The organism is Humibacter sp. (genome assembly GCF_051954055.1).
Lineage (GTDB): Bacteria > Actinomycetota > Actinomycetes > Actinomycetales > Microbacteriaceae > Humibacter.
Map to the genome: position 1 here is coordinate 104,077 of NZ_JBQCIE010000035.1, position 19,033 is coordinate 123,109.

Genomic DNA, 19,033 nt, shown 5'->3' on the forward strand with positions numbered 1-19,033 from the left:
GCAGAAGCCTCCCGACCGCCTGTTCCCCAGCATGTCGGCCCGTTCGCGACCACCCTCGGGCAACCGGTATCGTCGTAAAGCGTTGTGCCAGCCGCCCACGTGACACACCTCGCGAAGGAGCGAAATCCATGTCTTCCGACACGATCGACAACCTGTTGCACGAGTCCCGCCGCTTCGCGCCCGACGCGGAGTTCGCCGCGAACGCCGTGGCGACGGCGGAGCTGTACGAGCAGGCTGCGGCGGATCGTCTGCAGTTCTGGGCCGATCAGTCCCGCGAGCTGCTGCACTGGCACAAGCCGTTCACCCGCACACTCGACTGGTCCAACCCGCCGTTCGCGAAGTGGTTCGACGACGGCGAGCTGAACGTCGCATACAACTGCCTCGACCGTCACGTGCTGGCCGGCAACGGCGACCGAGTGGCGATCCACTGGGAGGGCGAGCCGGGCGACACACGCACCATCACCTACGCGGAGCTCACAGCCGATGTGAAACGCGCAGCGAACCTGCTGACGAGCTTGGGCGTGCGCGAAGGCGACCGGGTCGCGATCTATCTGCCGATGATCCCCGAGGCCGTCGTGGCGATGCTCGCCGTCGCCCGCATCGGTGCTGTGCACTCCGTCGTGTTCGGCGGTTTCAGCGCCGACAGCCTGCGCCAACGCATCGACGATGCGAACGCGAAGCTGGTGATCACAGCCGACGGTGGCTACCGCAAGGGCTCGGTGTTCCCGCTGAAGAACGCGGTGGATGCCGCGCTCGCCGACGGCGGCACGAACGTCGACAAGGTGCTCGTCGTGCGCCGCGGCGGTAACGACGTCGAGTGGGTCGAGGGGCGTGACCTGTGGTGGCACGAGGAGCTCCCCCAGGTCGACGCCGACCACGAGGCGAAGCCGTTCGCAGCCGAGCATCCGCTCTATATCCTCTACACGAGCGGCACGACGGGTAAGCCGAAGGGCATCGTGCACACCTCGGGCGGCTACCTCACCCAGGCGGCGTACACGCACAAGAACGTGTTCGATCTGCATCCCGAGACGGATGTCTACTGGTGCTCCGCCGACATCGGCTGGGTCACCGGTCACACGTACGTCGTCTACGGCCCGCTCGCCAACGGTGCGACGCAGCTGCTCTACGAGGGCACGCCGGACTTCCCGGAGCCCGGTCGCTGGTGGCAGCTCATCGAGAAGTACAAGGTGAGCATCTTCTACACGGCGCCCACGGCCATCCGCTCGTTCATGAAGCAGGGCCGGCAGATCCCGCAGAAGTACGACCTGTCGTCACTGCGCGTGCTCGGCTCGGTCGGCGAGCCGATCAACCCCGAGGCGTGGATCTGGTACCGCGAGGTCATCGGCGGTGACACGACCCCGGTGGTCGACACCTGGTGGCAGACCGAGACCGGCGCCATCATGATCTCCGCGCTGCCCGGTGTCACCACGCTCAAGCCCGGAAGCGCGCAGGTGCCACTGCCCGGCATCTCGATCGACGTGGTGACGGATGCCGGCGAGTCCGTCGGCGCGGACGAGGGCGGCCTGCTCGTCATCACCGAGCCGTGGCCGTCGATGCTGCGCGGCATCTGGGGTGATCCCGAGCGCTACAAGGAGACGTACTGGGCGAAGTTCGGCGACAAGTACTTCGCCGGCGACGGCGCCCGCAAGGACAAGGACGGCGAGATCTGGCTGATGGGCCGGGTCGACGACGTGATGAACGTCTCCGGTCACCGCCTGTCGACGGCGGAGATCGAGTCGGCGCTGGTCGCGCATCCGTTCGTGGCGGAGTCCGCGGTGGTCGGGGCATCCGACGAGACGACCGGACAGGCCGTCGTGGCGTTCGTGATCATCAAGGGCAACCAGCGCGAGGCGGCCGGCGCAACGGATGTCAACGCCGAGCTGCGCTCGCACGTCGCCCAGCAGATCGGAGCGATCGCCCGTCCGCGCGACATCTACGTCGTCGAGGAGCTGCCGAAGACCCGTAGCGGCAAGATCATGCGCCGCCTGCTGCGCGATGTCGCCGAGGGCCGCCCGGTCGGCGACACGACGACGCTGGCGGACACCACCGTGATGTCGATCATCACCGAGAAGCTGAGCGGCCCGGCCCCCGCGGAGGACTGAGCTGCCGCAGTCGGCACCGTGCCGATCGCGCTGACTTGCACAATTAGTGCGACGACCGACGCCGCTACTCGAAGGCGACGACCAGCTCGATCTCGACCGGGGCATCCAGAGGCAGCACGGATACGCCGACCGCGGAACGGGCGTGGCGTCCAGCGTCGCCGAACACCTCGCCGAGCAGGAGCGATGCGCCGTTGATCACGCCGGGCTGCCCGGTGAACGACGGATCGGATGCCACGAAACCGGTCACCTTGACGACCTGCGTGATGCGATCCAGCGACCCGATCACCGACTTGACAGCGGCGAGCGCGTTGAGGGTGGCGGTGCGTGCGAGGTCTTTCGCGTCATCCGCCGGCACGAGTCCGTGTCCATCGCCCACCTTGCCGGTGAGCGGCAGGGCACCGGAGACCATCGGCAGCTGTCCGGCGGTGTAGACGAGCGAGCCGTTCACCAGAGCGGGCACGTATGCAGCGACCGGAGGAACGACCTCCGGGAGCTCGATGCCGAGCTCCGTCAGGCGTGCCTCGAACGCACCCATCAGTCGTCCTCGCCGATCTCGCGCTTGAGGTAGGCGACGAGGCCGCCTTCCGGGCCGGTGACGACCTGCACGAGCTCCCAGCCTTCCGATCCCCAGTTGTTCAGGATCGCCGCCGTGTTGTGCACGATCAGCGGTGTGGTCACGTACTCCCACCGACGCATGTGTCCTTCTTCCTCCACGCTGCTTACGGCTCCATCGAGCCGCCCTGACGATCGTGCCACGGCGGCGGCGCTCTTCGCATGCCGTGCCAGGCAGGCGGTTTGCCAGCTTCTGCCGATAGCCTGGGCCCCATGTCTGCCCAAAAACCCACGGCTAGAGGTGCGCTCGGCGCGCTTGGGGCGTTCGTAGGAATGAGCGTCGTGGCCGGCCTTCTTGTGACAGCAGCAGTGACACCGGCCATCGCGGTCACCGGAATGGCGGCGAACAACGGCATCGGCGCGTTCGACGGCCTCCCCGAATACCTCCAGATCGGCGCGCTCCCCCAGGTCTCCACCATCTACGCGAACCAGGGCGGTCAGCCCGTTCCGATCGCGACGTTCTACTCTCAGAACCGCGTCGAGGTCGGGTGGGACGACATCTCTCAGCTGATGAAGGATGCCACGATCTCGACCGAAGATCCGCGCTTCTACCAGCACGGCGGCATCGACCTCGAGGGCACGACGCGCGCGATCGTTCTCACCGGACTCCTGCACAAGTCGACGTCGGGCGGATCGTCGATCACGCAGCAGTACGTGAAGAACGTCAAGGTGCAGCAGTGCGAGACGTACAACATCATCGTCAGCGCTCCCACCGAGGCCGAGCAGAAGAAGCGCCAGGCTGCCCAGGACAAGAAGTACGAGGACTGCTACAACGAAGCGACCGATCCCACTATCTCCCGCAAGCTGCAGGAGATGAAGCAGGCGATTGGACTGGAGAAGAAGTACTCCAAGAACGACATCCTCAAGGGCTACCTGAACATCGCCGGCTTTGGCGGATCGGTGTACGGCGTGGAGTCGGCGGCGCGCTACTACTTCGGTGCGACGGCGAAGACGCTGACGCTCCCCCAGGCGGCGACCCTCGTCGCCATTCTGAACAACCCGGCGAACCTTCGTATCGACCAGGACAAGGCGACGAACCCGGGCAACAACGCCGATAACGGGTTCAAGCGCACGCTGGAGCGTCGCGACTACGTGCTGCGCAGCATGCTGAAGAACCATAAGATCACGCAGAAGCAGTACGACGACGCGGTCAAGACCAAAATCGAGCCGAAGATCACGCCGCAGCCGAACGGATGCGAGACCGCGGCTCAGTACAACGCGGCGTACTACTGCGACTGGGTGCAACACCTGGTCACTGAAGACACCGGTCTCGCCAAGACGCCGGATCAACGTAGCGCCCTGCTTCGCGCCGGCGGTCTCAAGATCTACACGCCGCTGAATCTGGATGTCCAGGCCGTAGCGCAACAGTCGCTCAGTTCCATCGTTCCGTCGTCGAAGCCCGGCGTCGCACTGGGCGGAACGAACCTGTCCGTGGAGGTCGGCACCGGGCGCGTCATCTCCATGGTGCAGAACACCAACTACACGGCCACGGCGTCGGATGACCCCAATTTCTCGGGCATCAACTACAACACCGACTTCAACGAAGGCGGCTCCGGCGGCTTCCAGACCGGCTCCACCTACAAGCTGTTCACACTGCTCGAGTGGCTGAAAGAAGGCCATTCCATCAACGACTACGTCACCGCGCCGTCGTCGCGTACGACCTTTCCCGCGAGCAGGTGGCATACCACCTGTTCCGACACGTCTCCGGCGGCGAGTTGGACGGTGGAGAACGACGGTCCCGGCGAGGGCGGCACCATGAGTGTCTCGAGAGCGACCGCCAACTCCGTCAACACGGCTTTTGCCGTCATGGGCACGAAGCTGGACCTCTGCGGCATCCGCCAGAGCGCACTCAACATGGGCATCCACCCGGCGAGCGACAAGGTGTGGACGACTGACGCGGCAGGTAACGAGGTGCAGGTCGCCAATCCGCTTCTGGGCAACCCGGCCGCGATCCTCGGTACGAACGACCTTTCCCCGCTCACACTGGTGAGCGCGTACGCGGGTGTCGCCAACGGCGGCAAATGGTGCACGCCGGTTGGCATCGACAAGATCATCGGTCCGGACGGAAAAGATCTGCCGGTGACGCCGACCAAGTGCACGCAAGGGGTCGACCCGAACGTCGCCGCCGGTGCGATCAAGGCGCTTCAGGGTGTCGTGAGCAGCGGAACGGGCACCATCGCCAATCCGCATGACGGTGTGCCGATCTTCGGCAAGACCGGCACCACCGACTCGGCTGCCCAGAACTGGTTCGTCTCCTCCACGACGAAGACGGCAACCGTCTCTTGGGTTGGTCAGACCAAGCAGACGAACGGCAACTGGGTCAACTTCGGCAACTTCAGTCTCGGCGGCCACGGCGGTCGTGACGCGAAACTGTTCGTCGCGAGGCCTGTCATCGCGGCTCTCAACAAGATCTACGGCGGGGACCAGTTCCCGCAGCCGACGGGCAGCGTGCTGCAGGCGAAGCAGGTGACCGTTCCCGACGTGACGGGCAAGTCCCCGTCCGACGCGCAGTCCACACTGGAGGGCCTCGGCTTCACCTACCAGGACGGCGGTCCGGTCGATTCGGCCCAGCCCGCCGGCACCGTGGCGAGCACCAACCCGCCCGCGGGCAGCAGCGCAGGAATCGGCGCGGTGATCACCGTGTACACGTCGAAGGGCAACCTGGTGGCCGTACCCGACGTCTCGGGTAAGAAGGCATCCGATGCGGTCCAAGCGCTGACAGGCGCCGGGTTCACCGTGCAATACAGCGGCGATCCCAACGCAACGGTCACCGCGACAGACCCGCCCGCCGGCACACCCACCCCGACCGGCTCACCGGTGAAGCTCTCCGTGAAGAGCGACAAGGGCAACGGCAACAACACCGGGGGTAACGGATGACACGCGGCCGCCGCGTGAGCGCGGTCGGAACCGTCGCGCTCGCGCTAGGCGCGGCATCCGCCGGTGCGCTGCTCTGGGGCACGCTGGTCGAGCGACGCTGGTACGTGCTGCGGCAGGTCAGCGCCCCCGTGCTCCCGTCCGGGTCGAAACCGATTCGAGTGCTGCATCTGAGCGACCTGCACATGGCGCCGTGGCAACGCGACAAGCAGCAGTGGATCCGCTCGCTGGCTGCCTTCGCGCCCGACCTCGTCGTCGACACCGGGGACAACCTCGGGCACGAGCGAGGCTTCGACGGCGTGGAGCACGCGCTCGACGCGTTCCGCGGCACGCCCGGCGTGTTCGTGAACGGATCGAACGACTACTACGGGCCGATCCCGAAGAATCCGATGCGGTATTTCAGTGGCCCATCGCCCTTGCACGCGAAGCCGTCGAACCTCGACACGGACGAGCTCACTAGGTACTTCACCGGCGACCTCGGCTGGGTCGACCTCAACAACCACGCAGGCGCCCTCACGGTGAACGGAACGCGCCTCGAGTTCTTCGGGGTGGACGACCCACACCGCAACTTCGATCGACTCGACCGGGTGACGGGCGAACTCGATGAGTTGCGGGCATCCGAGGTGACGGATGCGACGTGGCCGGAAGCCAACGCCGACGGCGAGCACGACGCACCGACGGTCGCGATCGGGGTTGCGCACGCACCGTACCGGCGCATCCTCGATTCGTTCGTCACGAACGGCGCGAGCATGATCTTCGCCGGACACACGCACGGCGGCCAGGTCTGCGTGCCCGGGTTCGGAGCGCTCGTCACGAACTGCGACCTCCCCCGCCGTCAGGCGAAGGGTCTCAGCACCTGGACGCACGCACTGCGCGTCGCCTACCTGAACGTCTCGGCGGGACTCGGCACATCCATCTACTCGCCTGTGCGATTCGCCTGCCGGCCAGAAGCATCCCTCGTCACACTCGTGCCCCACGACACGACGTACGACGGGGTCGACGTTCGCTGAACGTTCTGGCTTCTCTGAGAGACGACATAGACGGCACAGACAAACGGGTCAGAGTGACCGCGTAGCGTATTCGGGTGAAGACCACTCGCAGAACCTGGGGTGCTCTCGGTGCCTTCGTGGGTATGAGCGCGGTGGCCGGAGTGCTCGTCGCCGCAGCGGTGACACCGGCCGCGGCCGTCACCTCGCTGGCCGTGAGCGACGCGACGAACGCGTTCGACGGCCTGCCCGACTACCTCGTACTGCAGCCCCTCGACCAGACGACGACGTTCTACGCGACGAAGGGCGGCCAGGAGGTGCCGTTCGCCACCTTCTACGCGCAGAACCGGCAGGACGTGTCGTCGAGCCAGATCGCGCAGAGCGTGAAGGATGCCGCGGTCGACACCGAGGACCCGCGATTCTTCTCCGAGGGCGGCATCGACGTGTACGGCACGATCCGTGGCGCGCTCGCCACGGGCACCGGCGGCAACGTGCAGGGTGGTTCGTCGATCACCCAGCAGTATGTGAAGAACATCCTGGTGCAGCGCTGCGACCAGGAGGATCAGCTCGATCCCAACGCGTCGGCGGCGGCACAGAAGAAGCAGCAGGCGAAGTTCGAGCAGTGCTACCAGGACGCCGCCGGCGTCACCATTTCACGCAAGCTGCAGGAGATCCGGTACGCGATCGGGCTCGACAAGCGCTACAGCAAGACGCAGATCCTGCAGTCCTATCTCAACATCGTCGGGTTCGGCGGTCAGGTCTACGGCATCCAGGCGGCCGCGCAGTACTACTACGGCGTCGACGCGAAAGACCTCACGCTGCCCCAGTCCGCGACCCTCGTCGCCATGCTGAACAACCCGGCGAATCTACGCATCGACCAGGACGCATCCGCGAACCCGGCGAACAACGCGACGAACAAGTTCAAGCTGACGCTCGCTCGACGCAACTACGTGTTGCAGCGGATGCTCGTGCATCACTCGATCACCGAGGCGCAGTACGACAAGGCGGTCGCCACGCCCATCACGCCGAAGATCACGCCCAAGCAATCCGGATGCCAGTCAGCGGTCGCCTACGACGCCGGCTTCTTCTGCGACTACGTCAAAGACGTGATGCTGCAGAATCCGGCCTTCGGCAAGACGGCGGACGAGCGGCAGCTGCGCTTCCAGCGCGGCGGCATGAAGGTGTACACGACGCTGAACCTCGATCTGCAGAGCACCGCGCAGAGCGCGCTCAGCAAGTACGTGCCTTCAACGGATCCGGTGGTGGACATCGGTGGCGCGAACGTGTCGGTCGAGGTCGGCACCGGACGCATCGTGACGATGGTGCAGAACAAGCAGTTCGACAACTCGGCCGGTGGTGGGCCCGGGACCACCGCTATCAACTACAACACGGATCACGCGTACGGCGGATCGAACGGGTTCCAGACCGGCTCGTCTTTCAAGGCGTTCGACCTTGGAGAGTGGTTCGAAACGGCGCACACGGCCTACGAGAGTGTCAACGCGCACTACTCCGGTTACTCGTTCCCGTTCAGTGCGTTCAAGTGCCACGGCCAGGCACTGAGCGGTGGGACGTATCCGGTGAGTAACGACTCCTCATCGGAAGGCGGAACGATGAGCGTGCTGCAGGCGACCGAAGAGTCGGTCAACACCGCATTCATGCAGATGGCGACCGAGACCGACCTGTGCGGTATCGCCGATGTGGCGAAAGCGCTGGGCGTGCACTCGGCCAATCCCGCCCAGAACCCCTTCGAGACCGTACCGTCGATGGTCATCGGGACGAACTACATCGCTCCGCTGACCATGGCGACCGCATATGCCGGAATCGCGAACAACGGCAAGTTCTGCACCAACGTCGCGATCGACAAGGTCGTCACGAATGACGGTTCGACGATGGCGGTCCCGAAGTCGACCTGCACCCAGGCGATCCCTCCGACGGTGGCCGCAGCACTGGCGTGGACCCTGGAGCACGTCATCACCGCAGGAACGGCGACCTCGGCCAACCCGCACGACGGCACGCCGATCCTGGCGAAGACCGGTACGACTGACAGCTACCAGCAGAACTGGCTCGTGACGTCGAGTTCGAAAGTGGCGAACGCGATCTGGGTCGGGCAGATCTCGGGATCCCACGATCTTCGCTCCTACGACTACAACGGCACCGAGCTCGCGTACTCGAAGTTCTACGCCGACCGCCTGATCCTGACCGCCCTGGATGCCGCGTACGGCGGTTCCGAGTTCGCCACACCACCAAGCTCGCTGCTGTACGGATCGTCGAAGAGCTCGACGCAGTCCGGTAACGGCAACAGCGGCGGGAACAATGGCGGCACCAGCGGCGGGAACAACGGTGGCAACGGCGGCGGCGGCAACGGTGGCTCGTCCACGAACAGTCCTGCTCCCGCGCCGACGACCTCGCCGCTACCCGTGCCGACCAGCACCGGACTTCCGTCATCCGGCGGATAGATGACCGAACCCACGCAACCTCCGGAGGGTCCCGATGACGAAGTGGAACCGCGAGCGTAGCCTCGAAAGGGTGACATCACGAGCCGGAGCCTGGGGAGCCCTCGCAGGGTTCATCGCGATGAGCGCCGTTGCCGGGGTCCTCGTGGTCAGCGCGGTGACGCCCGCTCTGGCCGTGACATCCTTGGCGATCAGCGACGGCACAGGCATGTTCGATGGCCTGCCCGACTACCTCGCCCCTCAGCCGCTTGACCAGACGACCACGTTCTACGCGACCAAGGGCGGGCAGGAGGTGCCGATCGCCTCGTTCTACGCGCAGAACCGCGAAGACGTGCCCTGGGATGGCATCTCCCAGTCCGTCAAAGACGCGGCCGTCGCCACTGAAGACCCCCGTTTCTACAGCGAGGGCGGCATCGACGTCTTCGGTACGGTGCGCGGGGCGCTGTCGACCGCGAGCGGCAAGGACGTGCAGGGCGGATCATCCATCACGCAGCAGTACGTGAAGAACATCCTCGTTCAGCGCTGTGAGCAGAACGACGCGGTCGACCCGGATGCCTCCGCCAAGGTGCAGAAGCAGCAGCAGGCGAAGTTCGAGGCGTGTTACACGGACGCGACCGGGGTGACCGTGCAGCGCAAAGTGCAGGAGATCCGCTACGCGATCGGCCTCGACAAGCGCTACAGCAAGGACCAGATCCTGCTCAGCTACCTCAACATCGTGGGCTTCGGCGGACGCGTGTACGGCATCCAGGCCGCCGCCCAGTACTACTTCGGAACGGATGCCAAGAGCCTGACGCTGCCGCAGGCTGCGACCCTGATCGCCATCCTCAACAACCCGAACTACCTGCGCATCGACGACCAGTCGACGTCATCGACGAATGTCGCGGCGAAGGGATTCCCCGCCACCACCGAGCGCCGCAACTACGTGCTGCAGCGGATGCTCGTCAATCACAAGATCACGAGCGCCGAGTACAAGCAGGCGATCGCCACGAAGATTCAGGCGCACATCACGCCGAAGCAGTCAGGGTGCACGAGCGCCGTGCAGTTCGACGCGGGCTTCTTCTGCGACTACATGCGCCGCATCATGCTCTCGGATCCGTCCTTCGGCAAGACCGCGGAGCAGCGGCAGGCGCAGTTCCAGCAGGGCGGGCTCAAGGTGTACACGACCCTGAATCTCGACCTGCAGAACACGGCGCAGGCGGCGCTGAGCGGCTACATTCCCCCGACCTACGGCAACCTCGATCTCGGCGGTGCGAATGTGTCGATGGAGGTCGGGACGGGCCGCGTGGTCACCATGGTCGAGAACAAGCAGTTCGACGACAGCGGCGACGCACCACCCGGCACGACATCCGTCAACTACACGACGGACTACGCGTACGGCGGGTCCAGCGGCTTCCAGACCGGATCGTCGTTCAAGGCCTTCGACCTCATCGCGTGGCTGGAGGCCGGGCATTCGCTTTACGAGTCGGTCAACGCCAACACTCACCTGTTCCAAGAGAGCCAGTTCGCCACCTGCGGGCCGCCGACCACCGGCCCTTGGTCTGTCGCGAACGATGAGTCCTCGGAGGGTGGCACGATGTCCGTCCTCCAAGCCACAGAGGCTTCGGTCAACACGGCGTTCGCGATGATGGCGACGAAGCTCAACATGTGCGACATCTCGAAAGCGGCTACCGATCTCGGTGTGCATTCGGCGAACCAAGATGTGAATCCTTGGACGATCCTTCCGCCGTTCATCATCGGCGTGAATTACATCTCGCCGCTCACCATGGCGCAGGCCTATGCAGGCATCGCCAACGGCGGGCGGATGTGCACCCCGATCGCCATCGACAAGGCCCTGGATGCCAACGGGAACCCGATCACGGTGCCGAAGACCACGTGCACGCAGGCGATCCCGGAGAACGTCGCCGCGACGGTCACCTGGGCGCTGCAGCACGTGATGACCGGAGGAACGGCGACCGGCGCGAATCCTAACGACGGCGTTCCGATCATGGGCAAGACGGGCACGACCGATTATGCGCACGAGAACTGGCTGGTGACCTCGACCTCGAAGGTGGCGCAGGCGACCTGGATCGGACTCATCTCCGGTGCCACCGATATGCACTACGTGTATTTCAAGGGCATCCAGGGCAACAACGTGAAGTTCAGTGTCGTCAAACAGATCGACACCGCTCTGGACAGCGTTTACGGCGGTGGCGCGTTCCCTGCGCCGGACAACACGCTCATCTACGGCAACGGTTCGAAACCGCCTGCGACGAACAGTCCGAAGCCCGGCACCGGCGGCAACGGCGGGAACTCCGGTGGCGGCAACGGCCCGAACCCGCCTGCACCGGGACAAGGACCGGGAAAGCCCGGCAAGGGCCACTGATCCCGCGCTCCGAGAGTCGGCGCACGTCATCGGGCGCCTCTGCCAACGTGTATCCTTATGGAGGCCTTTCGGGGCCATCGGGGTGTGGCGCAGCTTGGTAGCGCGCTTCGTTCGGGACGAAGAGGCCGCAGGTTCAAATCCTGTCACCCCGACCAATGAAATAGGGACTGCCTTCAGGCGGTCCCTATTTCATTTGCCTGGGTGTTGGGGAATGGCACCTGCGGAGCAGGTGGACCGGATGATCGACCGCAATGGGTAGTCGCGGTTCATACGTGTGTGCTTTGCTGTGGCTGTGTCCCGAATGCGCCGCATCAACGAGACCATCGGCCGGCTGACCGGCTTTCAGCTCCGCAGGGTCTCGCGCCAGTCATCCGGTCCGAAGTCGTCCGGCGGCTCGGAGCGGACCGATTCGCGCCGCGATGACCCGAAGATCCCGAACGATTTCGACGACGAGATGGCGTCGATCATCCGTGCGGTCGCGCCGTTCACCATGACGAATGTCGACAAGTTGCACGCCTTGATCACCGCGACGCGGTACGTGGCGCAGCACGAGATTCCGGGCGACTTCGTCGAGTGCGGGGTCTGGCGCGGGGGAAGCATGCACGCCGTCGCGCGCACCCTCGCCGCGTGTGGCGACCTCGGGCGCGAGCTCTACCTCTACGACACGTTCGAGGGGATGACGGAACCGACGGAGAAGGATCTGCGTTGGGATGGCGTGCATCCTTCGGCCTGGTTGAAGCATTCGGCGCACAATAAGCGCAACAGCGCGATCTGGGCGTACGCGTCTCTGGAAGAGGTGAAGGCCGGCTTCGCCGACGTGCCGTATCCGAAAGAGCGGCTGCATTTCGTGCAGGGTCCCGTCGAGCAGACCGTTCCCGGCGTGCTGCCCGAGCGGATTGCGCTCCTACGCCTCGACACCGATTGGTACAGCTCGACGGCGCACGAGCTCGAGTACATGTACGACCGACTGGTGCCGGGAGGGGTGCTGCTGCTCGACGACTACGCGCACTGGCAGGGCGCCAGGAAGGCCACCGACGAATGGCTGGCGCGCACCGGAGAGAAGCTTCTGCTGGTGCGGATGGGCGGCGGCAGGATCGCCGTCAAACCAGGAATCTGACCCCGGACCACTGAGCGCCCGCTCGGGCGTACGAAACGCCGCGAGACTCAGGCGAAGAGTTCCGCGACGAGCTCGAGCGAGTGCACGCGGGCATCCGACTCCGCGGCACCCGACGCGATCATGAGCTCGTCGGCGCCCGTTGAGGCGAGCAGCGAAGCGAGTCTGTCGCGCACCACGTCGGGCGTGCCGAATGCCTGCCGCGAGTTCCGCTCGGCGATGAAGTCCAGTTCGAGCTGACTGAACTGGTACGCCGCAGCCTCCTCGACCGAGACCGGCTCCGGCTTCTGCCCTCGTCGCATCTGCAGGAACGAGATCTGCGCAGGGAGTGACTGCCTGCGCACCTCGTCGGGGTCCTCGTTCGCCAGCACGGTCACGGCGATCATCGCATGCGGCCTCTCGAGCGTCGCACTGGGCTTGAACCGGTCGCGATACAGCTTCAGCGCCTCCTCGGTGTGCTCCCCGGCGAAGTGGTGCGCGAAGGCGAACGGGAGCCCAAGGGCGGCCGCGACCTGCGCGCTGTATCCGCTGGAGCCGAGCAGCCAGAGCTCCGGCAGATCGCCGAGCCCCGGCACGGCACGGATGCCCGCGAGCGGGTCGTCCGGCGCGAACCCGCCGGTGAAGAAGCCGAGCAAGTCGAGGAGCTGCTGCGGAAAGTCCTCGGCGCCGAGCGCATCCGGGCTCCTCCTCAGGGCCGCCGCGGTCGCCTGATCGGTGCCAGGCGCGCGGCCGATCCCGAGGTCGATCCGGTCGCCGTAGAGAGCGCGAAGCGTGCCGAACTGCTCCGCCACGACGAGCGGAGCATGGTTCGGCAGCATCACTCCCCCGCTGCCCACTCTGATGCGCTCGGTACGCGCCGCGATACCCGCGATCAGCACGGCGGGCGCGCTGGACGCCACAGCCGGCATCCCGTGATGCTCGGCCACCCAGAACCGGTGGAAGCCGAGCCTCTCGGCCGTTTGCGCGAGACGGATGCTGCCGGCGACGGCATCCGCATTGCTCGCGCCCGCCTCCCGACCGGCCAGGTCGAGCACGTTGAAGGGCACTTTACGCAGTTCGGTCACACTGACTTCAACCGCTCCTGTACGTCAGGATTCCCGATGCCGGCGCGGCGGCCACGGCGTCAGCGCGGCCCGTCGGCGACCACGGCGGCCACGGCGCTCACCTCGATCAGCGCACCCGGCACCCCGAGACCCGCGACCCTGGCGGCCGTGACCAGCGGGGGCGCGCCGTCCCTGGCGAGCTTCGCAGCGATCGCGCCGTATGCCGCGCCGAGGTCCGCTCGCTCGTCGAACAAGATCGTCCACTGGACGACGTCGTCGAGCGTCGCTCCGGCCGCCTCGAGCGCGACCACCGCGTTCTCCACCGCGCGCACGGACTGCGCGGCGATGTCGTCGGAGACGACCCGGCCCGTCTCGTCCACGCCGTTCTGACCGCCCAGGTACACCGTGGTCGCGCCCGGCGGCACGACCGCCACATGGCTGAAGGCGGGAGAGCGTACGAGACCGTCGGGCTGAAGCAGCGTGATAGGCATGCGAACACCTTGCCGGTGACCGCTGACATCCTGTTCGCGGATGCCCGGGTTACGTGAAGTCGGGGTCCGGCTCGCTCGCGTAGGCCACGGCCGAGCCGGTCAGCGGCCAGTGCCGCCGCCCATTGTTCAGTACGCCGCCGCTCTCCTGCAGGTAGCAAGCGCCGCAAAGCGATTCATAGACCACGTCATCACCGTCCTCGATCGCGACCTGGTCGCCGTCGAACACGAAGACGCCGTTGATGGTGCGGGCGTTGAAGATGGCCTTGCGTCCACACCGGCAGATGGTCTTCAGCTCCTCCCGGCTGTGCGCCACCTCGAGCAGCCGGCGGCTGCCGGGGAACGCGACCGTCTGGAAGTCGGTGCGGATGCCGTATGCCAGCACCGGAATATCCTCGAGGATGGCGATCCGCAGCAGGTCATCAACCTGCGCCTCGGTGAGGAACTGGGCCTCATCCACGAGAAGGCAGCTCACGTCGCGCCCGTAGCGCGAGACCGTGCGCTCACGCAGCACCTGGAACCGGTGGTAGAGGTCCGCCTGGGGGTCGATGGTGAAGTCGGCATCCCGCGTGACGCCGAGTCGGGAAACGATTCCGGCGTCGCCCTTCGTGTCGATCGCCGGCTTCGCGAGCAGCACGCGGTGGCCGCGCTCCTCGTAGTTGTATGCCGCCTGCAGCAGCGCCGTGCTCTTGCCGCTGTTCATCGCCCCGAACCGGAAGTACAGTTTCGCCACCCCGATATCGTAGAGCGCACCGGAGTCAGGTCAGGTAGCCGTCCTCTGCGGCCCGGCGGATCAAGTCGGAGCGCGTACTCGTCGGCCGACCGACCCGCTGATACTTCTCCCGAACACGTCGCAGGTACGTCTTCGCGGTTTCGAACTGCACGTTCATCTCGCCGGCGACCTGCGACGTGGAGTTCCCCTCCACGTAGAGCAGGAGCGCCCACCGTTCACCGTCGCTGAGCTTCGGCTTCGTGAGCGGCAGCGCGGTGGACACGACGTGCGCGGGCTCGGAGGCGTCGGCATCCGTGAGGCCCATCACCGCCTTTGCTGTCGCCATCACCTCGCGCACCGGCTGCGCCTTGGAGAGGAACGCCAGGGCGCCTGCTCCGAGGCAGCGTTCGCGCTCCTCCGGGGTGTCGAGCGCGGTGAGCACGATGACGGATGCCCCTGCCGCCCGGCAGGTGCGCACCCGGGCCTCGATCGAGACCTTCTCGGTGAGGTTGAGGTCCATCAGCACGAGGTCGGTGGGGAACGCGGCGGAGTGCACGAGCTCCACCCAGGTCGGTGCTGCGACGACGAGCTCGAACAACGGCTCGTGCTCGCGGATCCAGTTGGAGAGGCTGTCCAGCAGCAGTTCGTGGTCGTCGAGGATGCCCACCCGTACGGGGCCGCGACCCTCACGCGGGGACAAAACCGAACCTCATAACCATGGTGGGGCCGTTTCTCGTGATGGTGGCGTCGCCGCTCAGCGAACGCAGCACGCTGACGAAAGGTCGGGCCGTGCGCCGCACGAATCGCCAGTCTGCCGCAATGCGCATCGAGAGTTCGAATCCGGTGCGTTCGGAGCTGTCGACGGTGGGGATGCGGTGCACGGTGATGGCCGCGCCGACCGGGGTGAGCGCCCCGATGCGTATCGCCTCGACGAGGAAAGCGCTGAGGGCGGCGCGTTCGCGTGGCGGCATGTGCGACAGCAGACGTTCGGGGTCGTGCACACCCTGCTGGTCGATCCGGGTGTCGGCGAGCAAGCGGTCGACCCACGTCACGCGCAGCTGCTCCAGCGCGTGTTCCCGCAGCCTGGCCGAAACGGCCGTCGCCGTGTCGATGTCGCATTGGGTGATCGTTCCGCGTTCGGAGATGGATGCCAGCAGCGGCAGCGTCGCCTGTCGCAGCTCCTCGAGCTGGGCGCGGCGCAGGGCATCCTGTTCGAGCATCCGGAACTCGGGCTCGAGTGCGCGCATGCCGCGTGCGGATGACGCCGTCCACTCTGTGCTGAATCGCGCGATGATCGCCCCGACGGTGGCGGCGACGCAGCTCAGCACGAGCACGGGCGTGGCGGCGACGACGGCATACACGTACGGCGTATTCACGATGAGCAGGGAGGTGTGCTGCGCCGCGGCCAGCAGGCCGACGACGAGAGCGCCCAACACACCGAAGACGATGATCTCCCAGGGCGGACGCAACCAGAGCAGTCCGAACAGGATCAGCGCGACGCCGATCTGCCCCCAGTCGTCTTGCACGAGGCGGTTGTGGCCCCAGGTCGACAGAGCGGACAGCACGGCGGCGGCCACGGCCACTCCGACGATGACAACAGCACCCCCGGCGCTGAGGCACCCGACGGTGGGGTGCGCCACGACCGACAGTGCGATTCCAGCCGCGACGAGTAGGCAGATAGCCGCGACCGCGAACACCGGCGAGACGATCTCGTTCCGGTTGATGACGCTCTGCACCACGGCATAGCCGACAGACATCGCGCCCACCAGCGGTGCGAGACCCCACGCCGCAGTTGCGCCGATCGGATCGAGTCGGATCGGCGCGCGGTCGAGGATCACTTCGTGCATCAGACGGCGTCCTCGGGCTGCGCGACCGGCACGACCATGAGCACCGAGGTGCCTGCGCCGGGCTTCGAGAACACCGAGACGGATCCGCCGACGCGTTCCACCCGCTCGATGACCGAGTGCATCAGCCCCATGCGGTCGCTGCCCTCCGCCGTGAGCGTGCCGACGTCGAAGCCGCGGCCGGCATCCACGACGACCAGAGAGACGGCGCCGCCGGACGCCGAGAGCATGACGTCGGCGGCCGATTGCCCTGAGTGCTTCAGCACGTTCACCAGGCACTGCCGGGCGGCGAGGCCGACGGCACGGCGGGCATCCGGTGTCAACGACGTGTACGGCCCGAAGTCTCCGGAGACGTCCACGACCAGGCCTGCATCGCGCGCCTGCGAGATCGCCTGCCCGAGCTCCGTTCCGCGCCAGTCCCGCTCATCCGTCACGGTCAGGGCCTGTGCGCGCTGCGTCTCGTCGGTCCAGTGACGGATGTCCGACTGCAGTCGCTCACGGAACGTCTCCGGCACTGGGCCGGGCGCAGCGGTCGCGATAGCGGCCAGTTCGCTGAGCGTGGTGTCATGCAGCTCGGCCCGCAGCTCGGCCACGAGTGCGCGGCGCAACTCGTCGGCGTGCTGTTGGCGGAGCATCCGCATGATCAGCGTGTGCGCACCGCGGTAGGCGCTGCGCGTGACGCCGTGGAACAGCAGGAGAGCCATGAACAGCACGTAGGTGGCCAGCGAGATGGAGTCGAAGCGGAACTGACGATGCGCCACCGTGGCGGCGCCGAACACGGCGAGGTCGCCCGCCGCGTAGGCGACGGTGGCCCAGAGAACACCGATGCGCGCATCCGACCCGGATCCGCCGATCAGCATCAGCGCCACCAGCGGCAGCGCGACCACGAACAGGTTCGTGTCGGTGTAGGTGACCGTCTGCTCGAGCAGCGCGATCGTGTACGCGAAAGTGGATGCCACACCCACGACGATGTAGGCGACCATCGCGGCGAGGGCCGGCCTGATCATCACCACGACCATGAGCACCGCCATCGGCAGCAGAGAGCCGGTCGCCCACCAGCGCACCTCGACGTCGAGGAAGAGGCCGGGAGCCAGCACGGATGCCGATGCCGCGGCAAGACAGATGAGCGCTGCGACCTGCGTGGACCGGGCGACAGCGAGGTTGCCGGCATCGCGCGCCACCTGCGCCGGAACCCCGAGAGACATCGTGAGGATTATGACACGGCGATGCACCCCTTTTGTACCCCAGTGCTGTACCCCGATCGAACGACGCTTCCAGAGGACGCGTTCCGAAGCACGCGACCCGCGTTCAGAACAGCGTCAACCGTTCTTCCCGCGCTACCGGCTTCGGCGCGTCGGGCGCACTCACCGCAGCCGTCGCTTCGAACCGCACGCGGTCACCGTTCTCGTTCCGCATCGCGTTGAGCGCCGCCGACCGCACGCCGCCCGTGACGGGATCCTCCTCACCACGACGCAAGCCGTGCGCGGCGATGAGCGGCTTGATGCGCGCGGCGAGCCACTTGCGGTACTCGACCGGTGCGTACGCCTTCGACCCGTACATAGCGCGGTACTTCTCGACGAGCTCCGGATGCTCGCGCTCGAGCCACATCATGAACCACTCCTTCACGCCCGGCCTCAGGTGCAGGGCGGTGTACAGCACGGAGGTGGCACCGGCATCCGCCGCAGCTGAGAGGGCGGCGTCGAGGTGCGCGCGTGAGTCGGTGAGGTACGGCAGGATCGGCATCATGAACACGGAGCAATCAAGTCCGTGTTCGCGCACGGCCCGCACGGTCTCCAGCCTGGCCTTCGTGCTCGGCGTACCCGGCTCGACAGACTTCTGCAGCTCGTCGTCGTAGACCGCGATCGACATCGCGAGGTCGACGGGGACTCGCGTTGCGGCATCCGCGATGAGGTCGAGATCGCGTCGCAGCAGCGTGCCTTTCGTCAGGATGCTGAACGGCGTGCCGGAGTCCGCGAGCGCCTCGATGATGCCCGGCATCAGCCGGTAGCGTCCCTCCGCCCGCTGGTAAGGGTCGGTATTCGTGCCCAAGGCGACCGGATGCCTGGCCCAGCTCGCCCGCGCCAGCTCGCGTCGCAGCACCTCGGCCACGTTCACCTTGACGATGATCTCGCGGTCGAAGTCCGTTCCCATGTTGAGCTCGAGGTACCGGTGCGTCGGCCGCGCGAAGCAGTAAAGGCATGCATGGCTGCAACCCCGGTACGGGTTGATCGTCCAGCCGAACGGGAGGGCGCCTCCGCCGCCTGGCACCTTGTTCAGCGCGGACTTGGCCAGCACCTCGTGGAACGTCACACCGGCGAACTCGGGCGTGCGCACCGATCGCACGAGGTTGTTGAGCTTGGCCAGGCCGGGCAGAGCATCCGACTGCTCGACCGTGATCTCCTGACCGCTCCACCGCATGTCTCTATTCGAACACTAGTTCGAT

15 protein-coding genes and 1 tRNA gene are annotated in these 19,033 nt (G+C 66.4%); 7 read left to right on the forward strand and 9 right to left on the reverse strand.

The annotated features are described in order from the left end of the window. The first annotated feature begins 128 nt into the window (after positions 1-128). Positions 129-2,102 carry an acetate--CoA ligase gene (gene acs / locus ACTHNC_RS05020; RefSeq protein WP_440293498.1) on the forward strand — a complete coding sequence of 658 codons (1,974 nt, stop codon included), beginning with the start codon at positions 129-131 and terminating at the stop codon, positions 2,100-2,102. A 64-nt stretch (positions 2,103-2,166) separates the two neighbouring features. Here the strand turns inward: acs and ACTHNC_RS05025 are convergent, their stop codons facing one another. Then, positions 2,167-2,637 (reverse strand): RidA family protein, encoded by a 471-nt coding sequence (locus ACTHNC_RS05025; protein ID WP_440293499.1) that lies wholly within the window; start codon positions 2,635-2,637, stop codon positions 2,167-2,169. Beyond that, positions 2,637-2,798, reverse strand: coding sequence for a hypothetical protein (locus ACTHNC_RS05030; RefSeq protein WP_440293500.1), 162 nt, complete (start codon positions 2,796-2,798; stop codon positions 2,637-2,639). The genes ACTHNC_RS05025 and ACTHNC_RS05030 overlap by 1 nt, the downstream gene beginning before the upstream one ends. A 129-nt stretch (positions 2,799-2,927) precedes the next feature. On the opposite strand from ACTHNC_RS05030, the gene ACTHNC_RS05035 reads away from it, so the two are divergent. The 6 genes from ACTHNC_RS05035 to ACTHNC_RS05060 all read left to right on the forward strand — a co-directional run bounded on the left by ACTHNC_RS05035 (position 2,928) and on the right by ACTHNC_RS05060 (position 12,506). Continuing rightward, positions 2,928-5,591 (forward strand): transglycosylase domain-containing protein, encoded by a 2,664-nt coding sequence (locus ACTHNC_RS05035; protein ID WP_440293501.1) that lies wholly within the window; start codon positions 2,928-2,930, stop codon positions 5,589-5,591. After that, complete coding sequence (locus ACTHNC_RS05040; protein ID WP_440293502.1) at positions 5,588-6,598, forward strand: metallophosphoesterase; 1,011 nt, start codon at positions 5,588-5,590, stop codon at positions 6,596-6,598. The genes ACTHNC_RS05035 and ACTHNC_RS05040 overlap by 4 nt, the downstream gene beginning before the upstream one ends. Positions 6,599-6,672: 74 nt before the next feature. Continuing rightward, a complete protein-coding gene (locus ACTHNC_RS05045) occupies positions 6,673-9,030 on the forward strand; it encodes a transglycosylase domain-containing protein (RefSeq protein WP_440293503.1) in 2,358 nt (785 codons plus the stop codon). Between the two features lie 70 nt (positions 9,031-9,100). After that, on the forward strand, positions 9,101-11,389 hold the full coding sequence (locus tag ACTHNC_RS05050; RefSeq protein WP_440293504.1) for a transglycosylase domain-containing protein: 2,289 nt from the start codon (positions 9,101-9,103) through the stop codon (positions 11,387-11,389). Positions 11,390-11,467: 78 nt separating this feature from the next. Further along, positions 11,468-11,544 (forward strand) — tRNA-Pro (locus ACTHNC_RS05055). A gap of 146 nt (positions 11,545-11,690) precedes the next feature. Next, positions 11,691-12,506: a TylF/MycF/NovP-related O-methyltransferase gene (locus ACTHNC_RS05060; RefSeq protein ID WP_440293516.1), complete on the forward strand. Its 816-nt coding sequence runs from the start codon at positions 11,691-11,693 to the stop codon at positions 12,504-12,506. Between the two features lie 47 nt (positions 12,507-12,553). Here the strand turns inward: ACTHNC_RS05060 and ACTHNC_RS05065 are convergent, their stop codons facing one another. The 7 genes from ACTHNC_RS05065 to ACTHNC_RS05095 all read right to left on the reverse strand — a co-directional run bounded on the left by ACTHNC_RS05065 (position 12,554) and on the right by ACTHNC_RS05095 (position 19,008). Continuing rightward, positions 12,554-13,567: an LLM class flavin-dependent oxidoreductase gene (locus tag ACTHNC_RS05065; RefSeq protein ID WP_440293505.1), complete on the reverse strand. Its 1,014-nt coding sequence runs from the start codon at positions 13,565-13,567 to the stop codon at positions 12,554-12,556. A gap of 59 nt (positions 13,568-13,626) precedes the next feature. Beyond that, positions 13,627-14,037, reverse strand: a complete 411-nt coding sequence (locus ACTHNC_RS05070) for a RidA family protein (protein WP_440293506.1) — start codon at positions 14,035-14,037, stop codon at positions 13,627-13,629. Between the two features lie 49 nt (positions 14,038-14,086). After that, positions 14,087-14,767, reverse strand: a complete 681-nt coding sequence (locus ACTHNC_RS05075) for a thymidine kinase (protein WP_440293507.1) — start codon at positions 14,765-14,767, stop codon at positions 14,087-14,089. Positions 14,768-14,792: 25 nt separating this feature from the next. Beyond that, positions 14,793-15,446: a response regulator gene (locus ACTHNC_RS05080; RefSeq protein ID WP_440293508.1), complete on the reverse strand. Its 654-nt coding sequence runs from the start codon at positions 15,444-15,446 to the stop codon at positions 14,793-14,795. After that, entirely contained in the window at positions 15,433-16,593 is a 1,161-nt protein-coding gene (locus tag ACTHNC_RS05085) for a hypothetical protein (protein ID WP_440293509.1), read from the reverse strand. The genes ACTHNC_RS05080 and ACTHNC_RS05085 overlap by 14 nt, the downstream gene beginning before the upstream one ends. Then, positions 16,593-17,795, reverse strand: coding sequence for a sensor histidine kinase (locus ACTHNC_RS05090; RefSeq protein WP_440293510.1), 1,203 nt, complete (start codon positions 17,793-17,795; stop codon positions 16,593-16,595). The genes ACTHNC_RS05085 and ACTHNC_RS05090 overlap by 1 nt, the downstream gene beginning before the upstream one ends. Positions 17,796-17,898: 103 nt before the next feature. Further along, positions 17,899-19,008 carry an Rv2578c family radical SAM protein gene (locus tag ACTHNC_RS05095; RefSeq protein WP_440293511.1) on the reverse strand — a complete coding sequence of 370 codons (1,110 nt, stop codon included), beginning with the start codon at positions 19,006-19,008 and terminating at the stop codon, positions 17,899-17,901. Between the last annotated feature and the right edge of the window lie 25 nt (positions 19,009-19,033).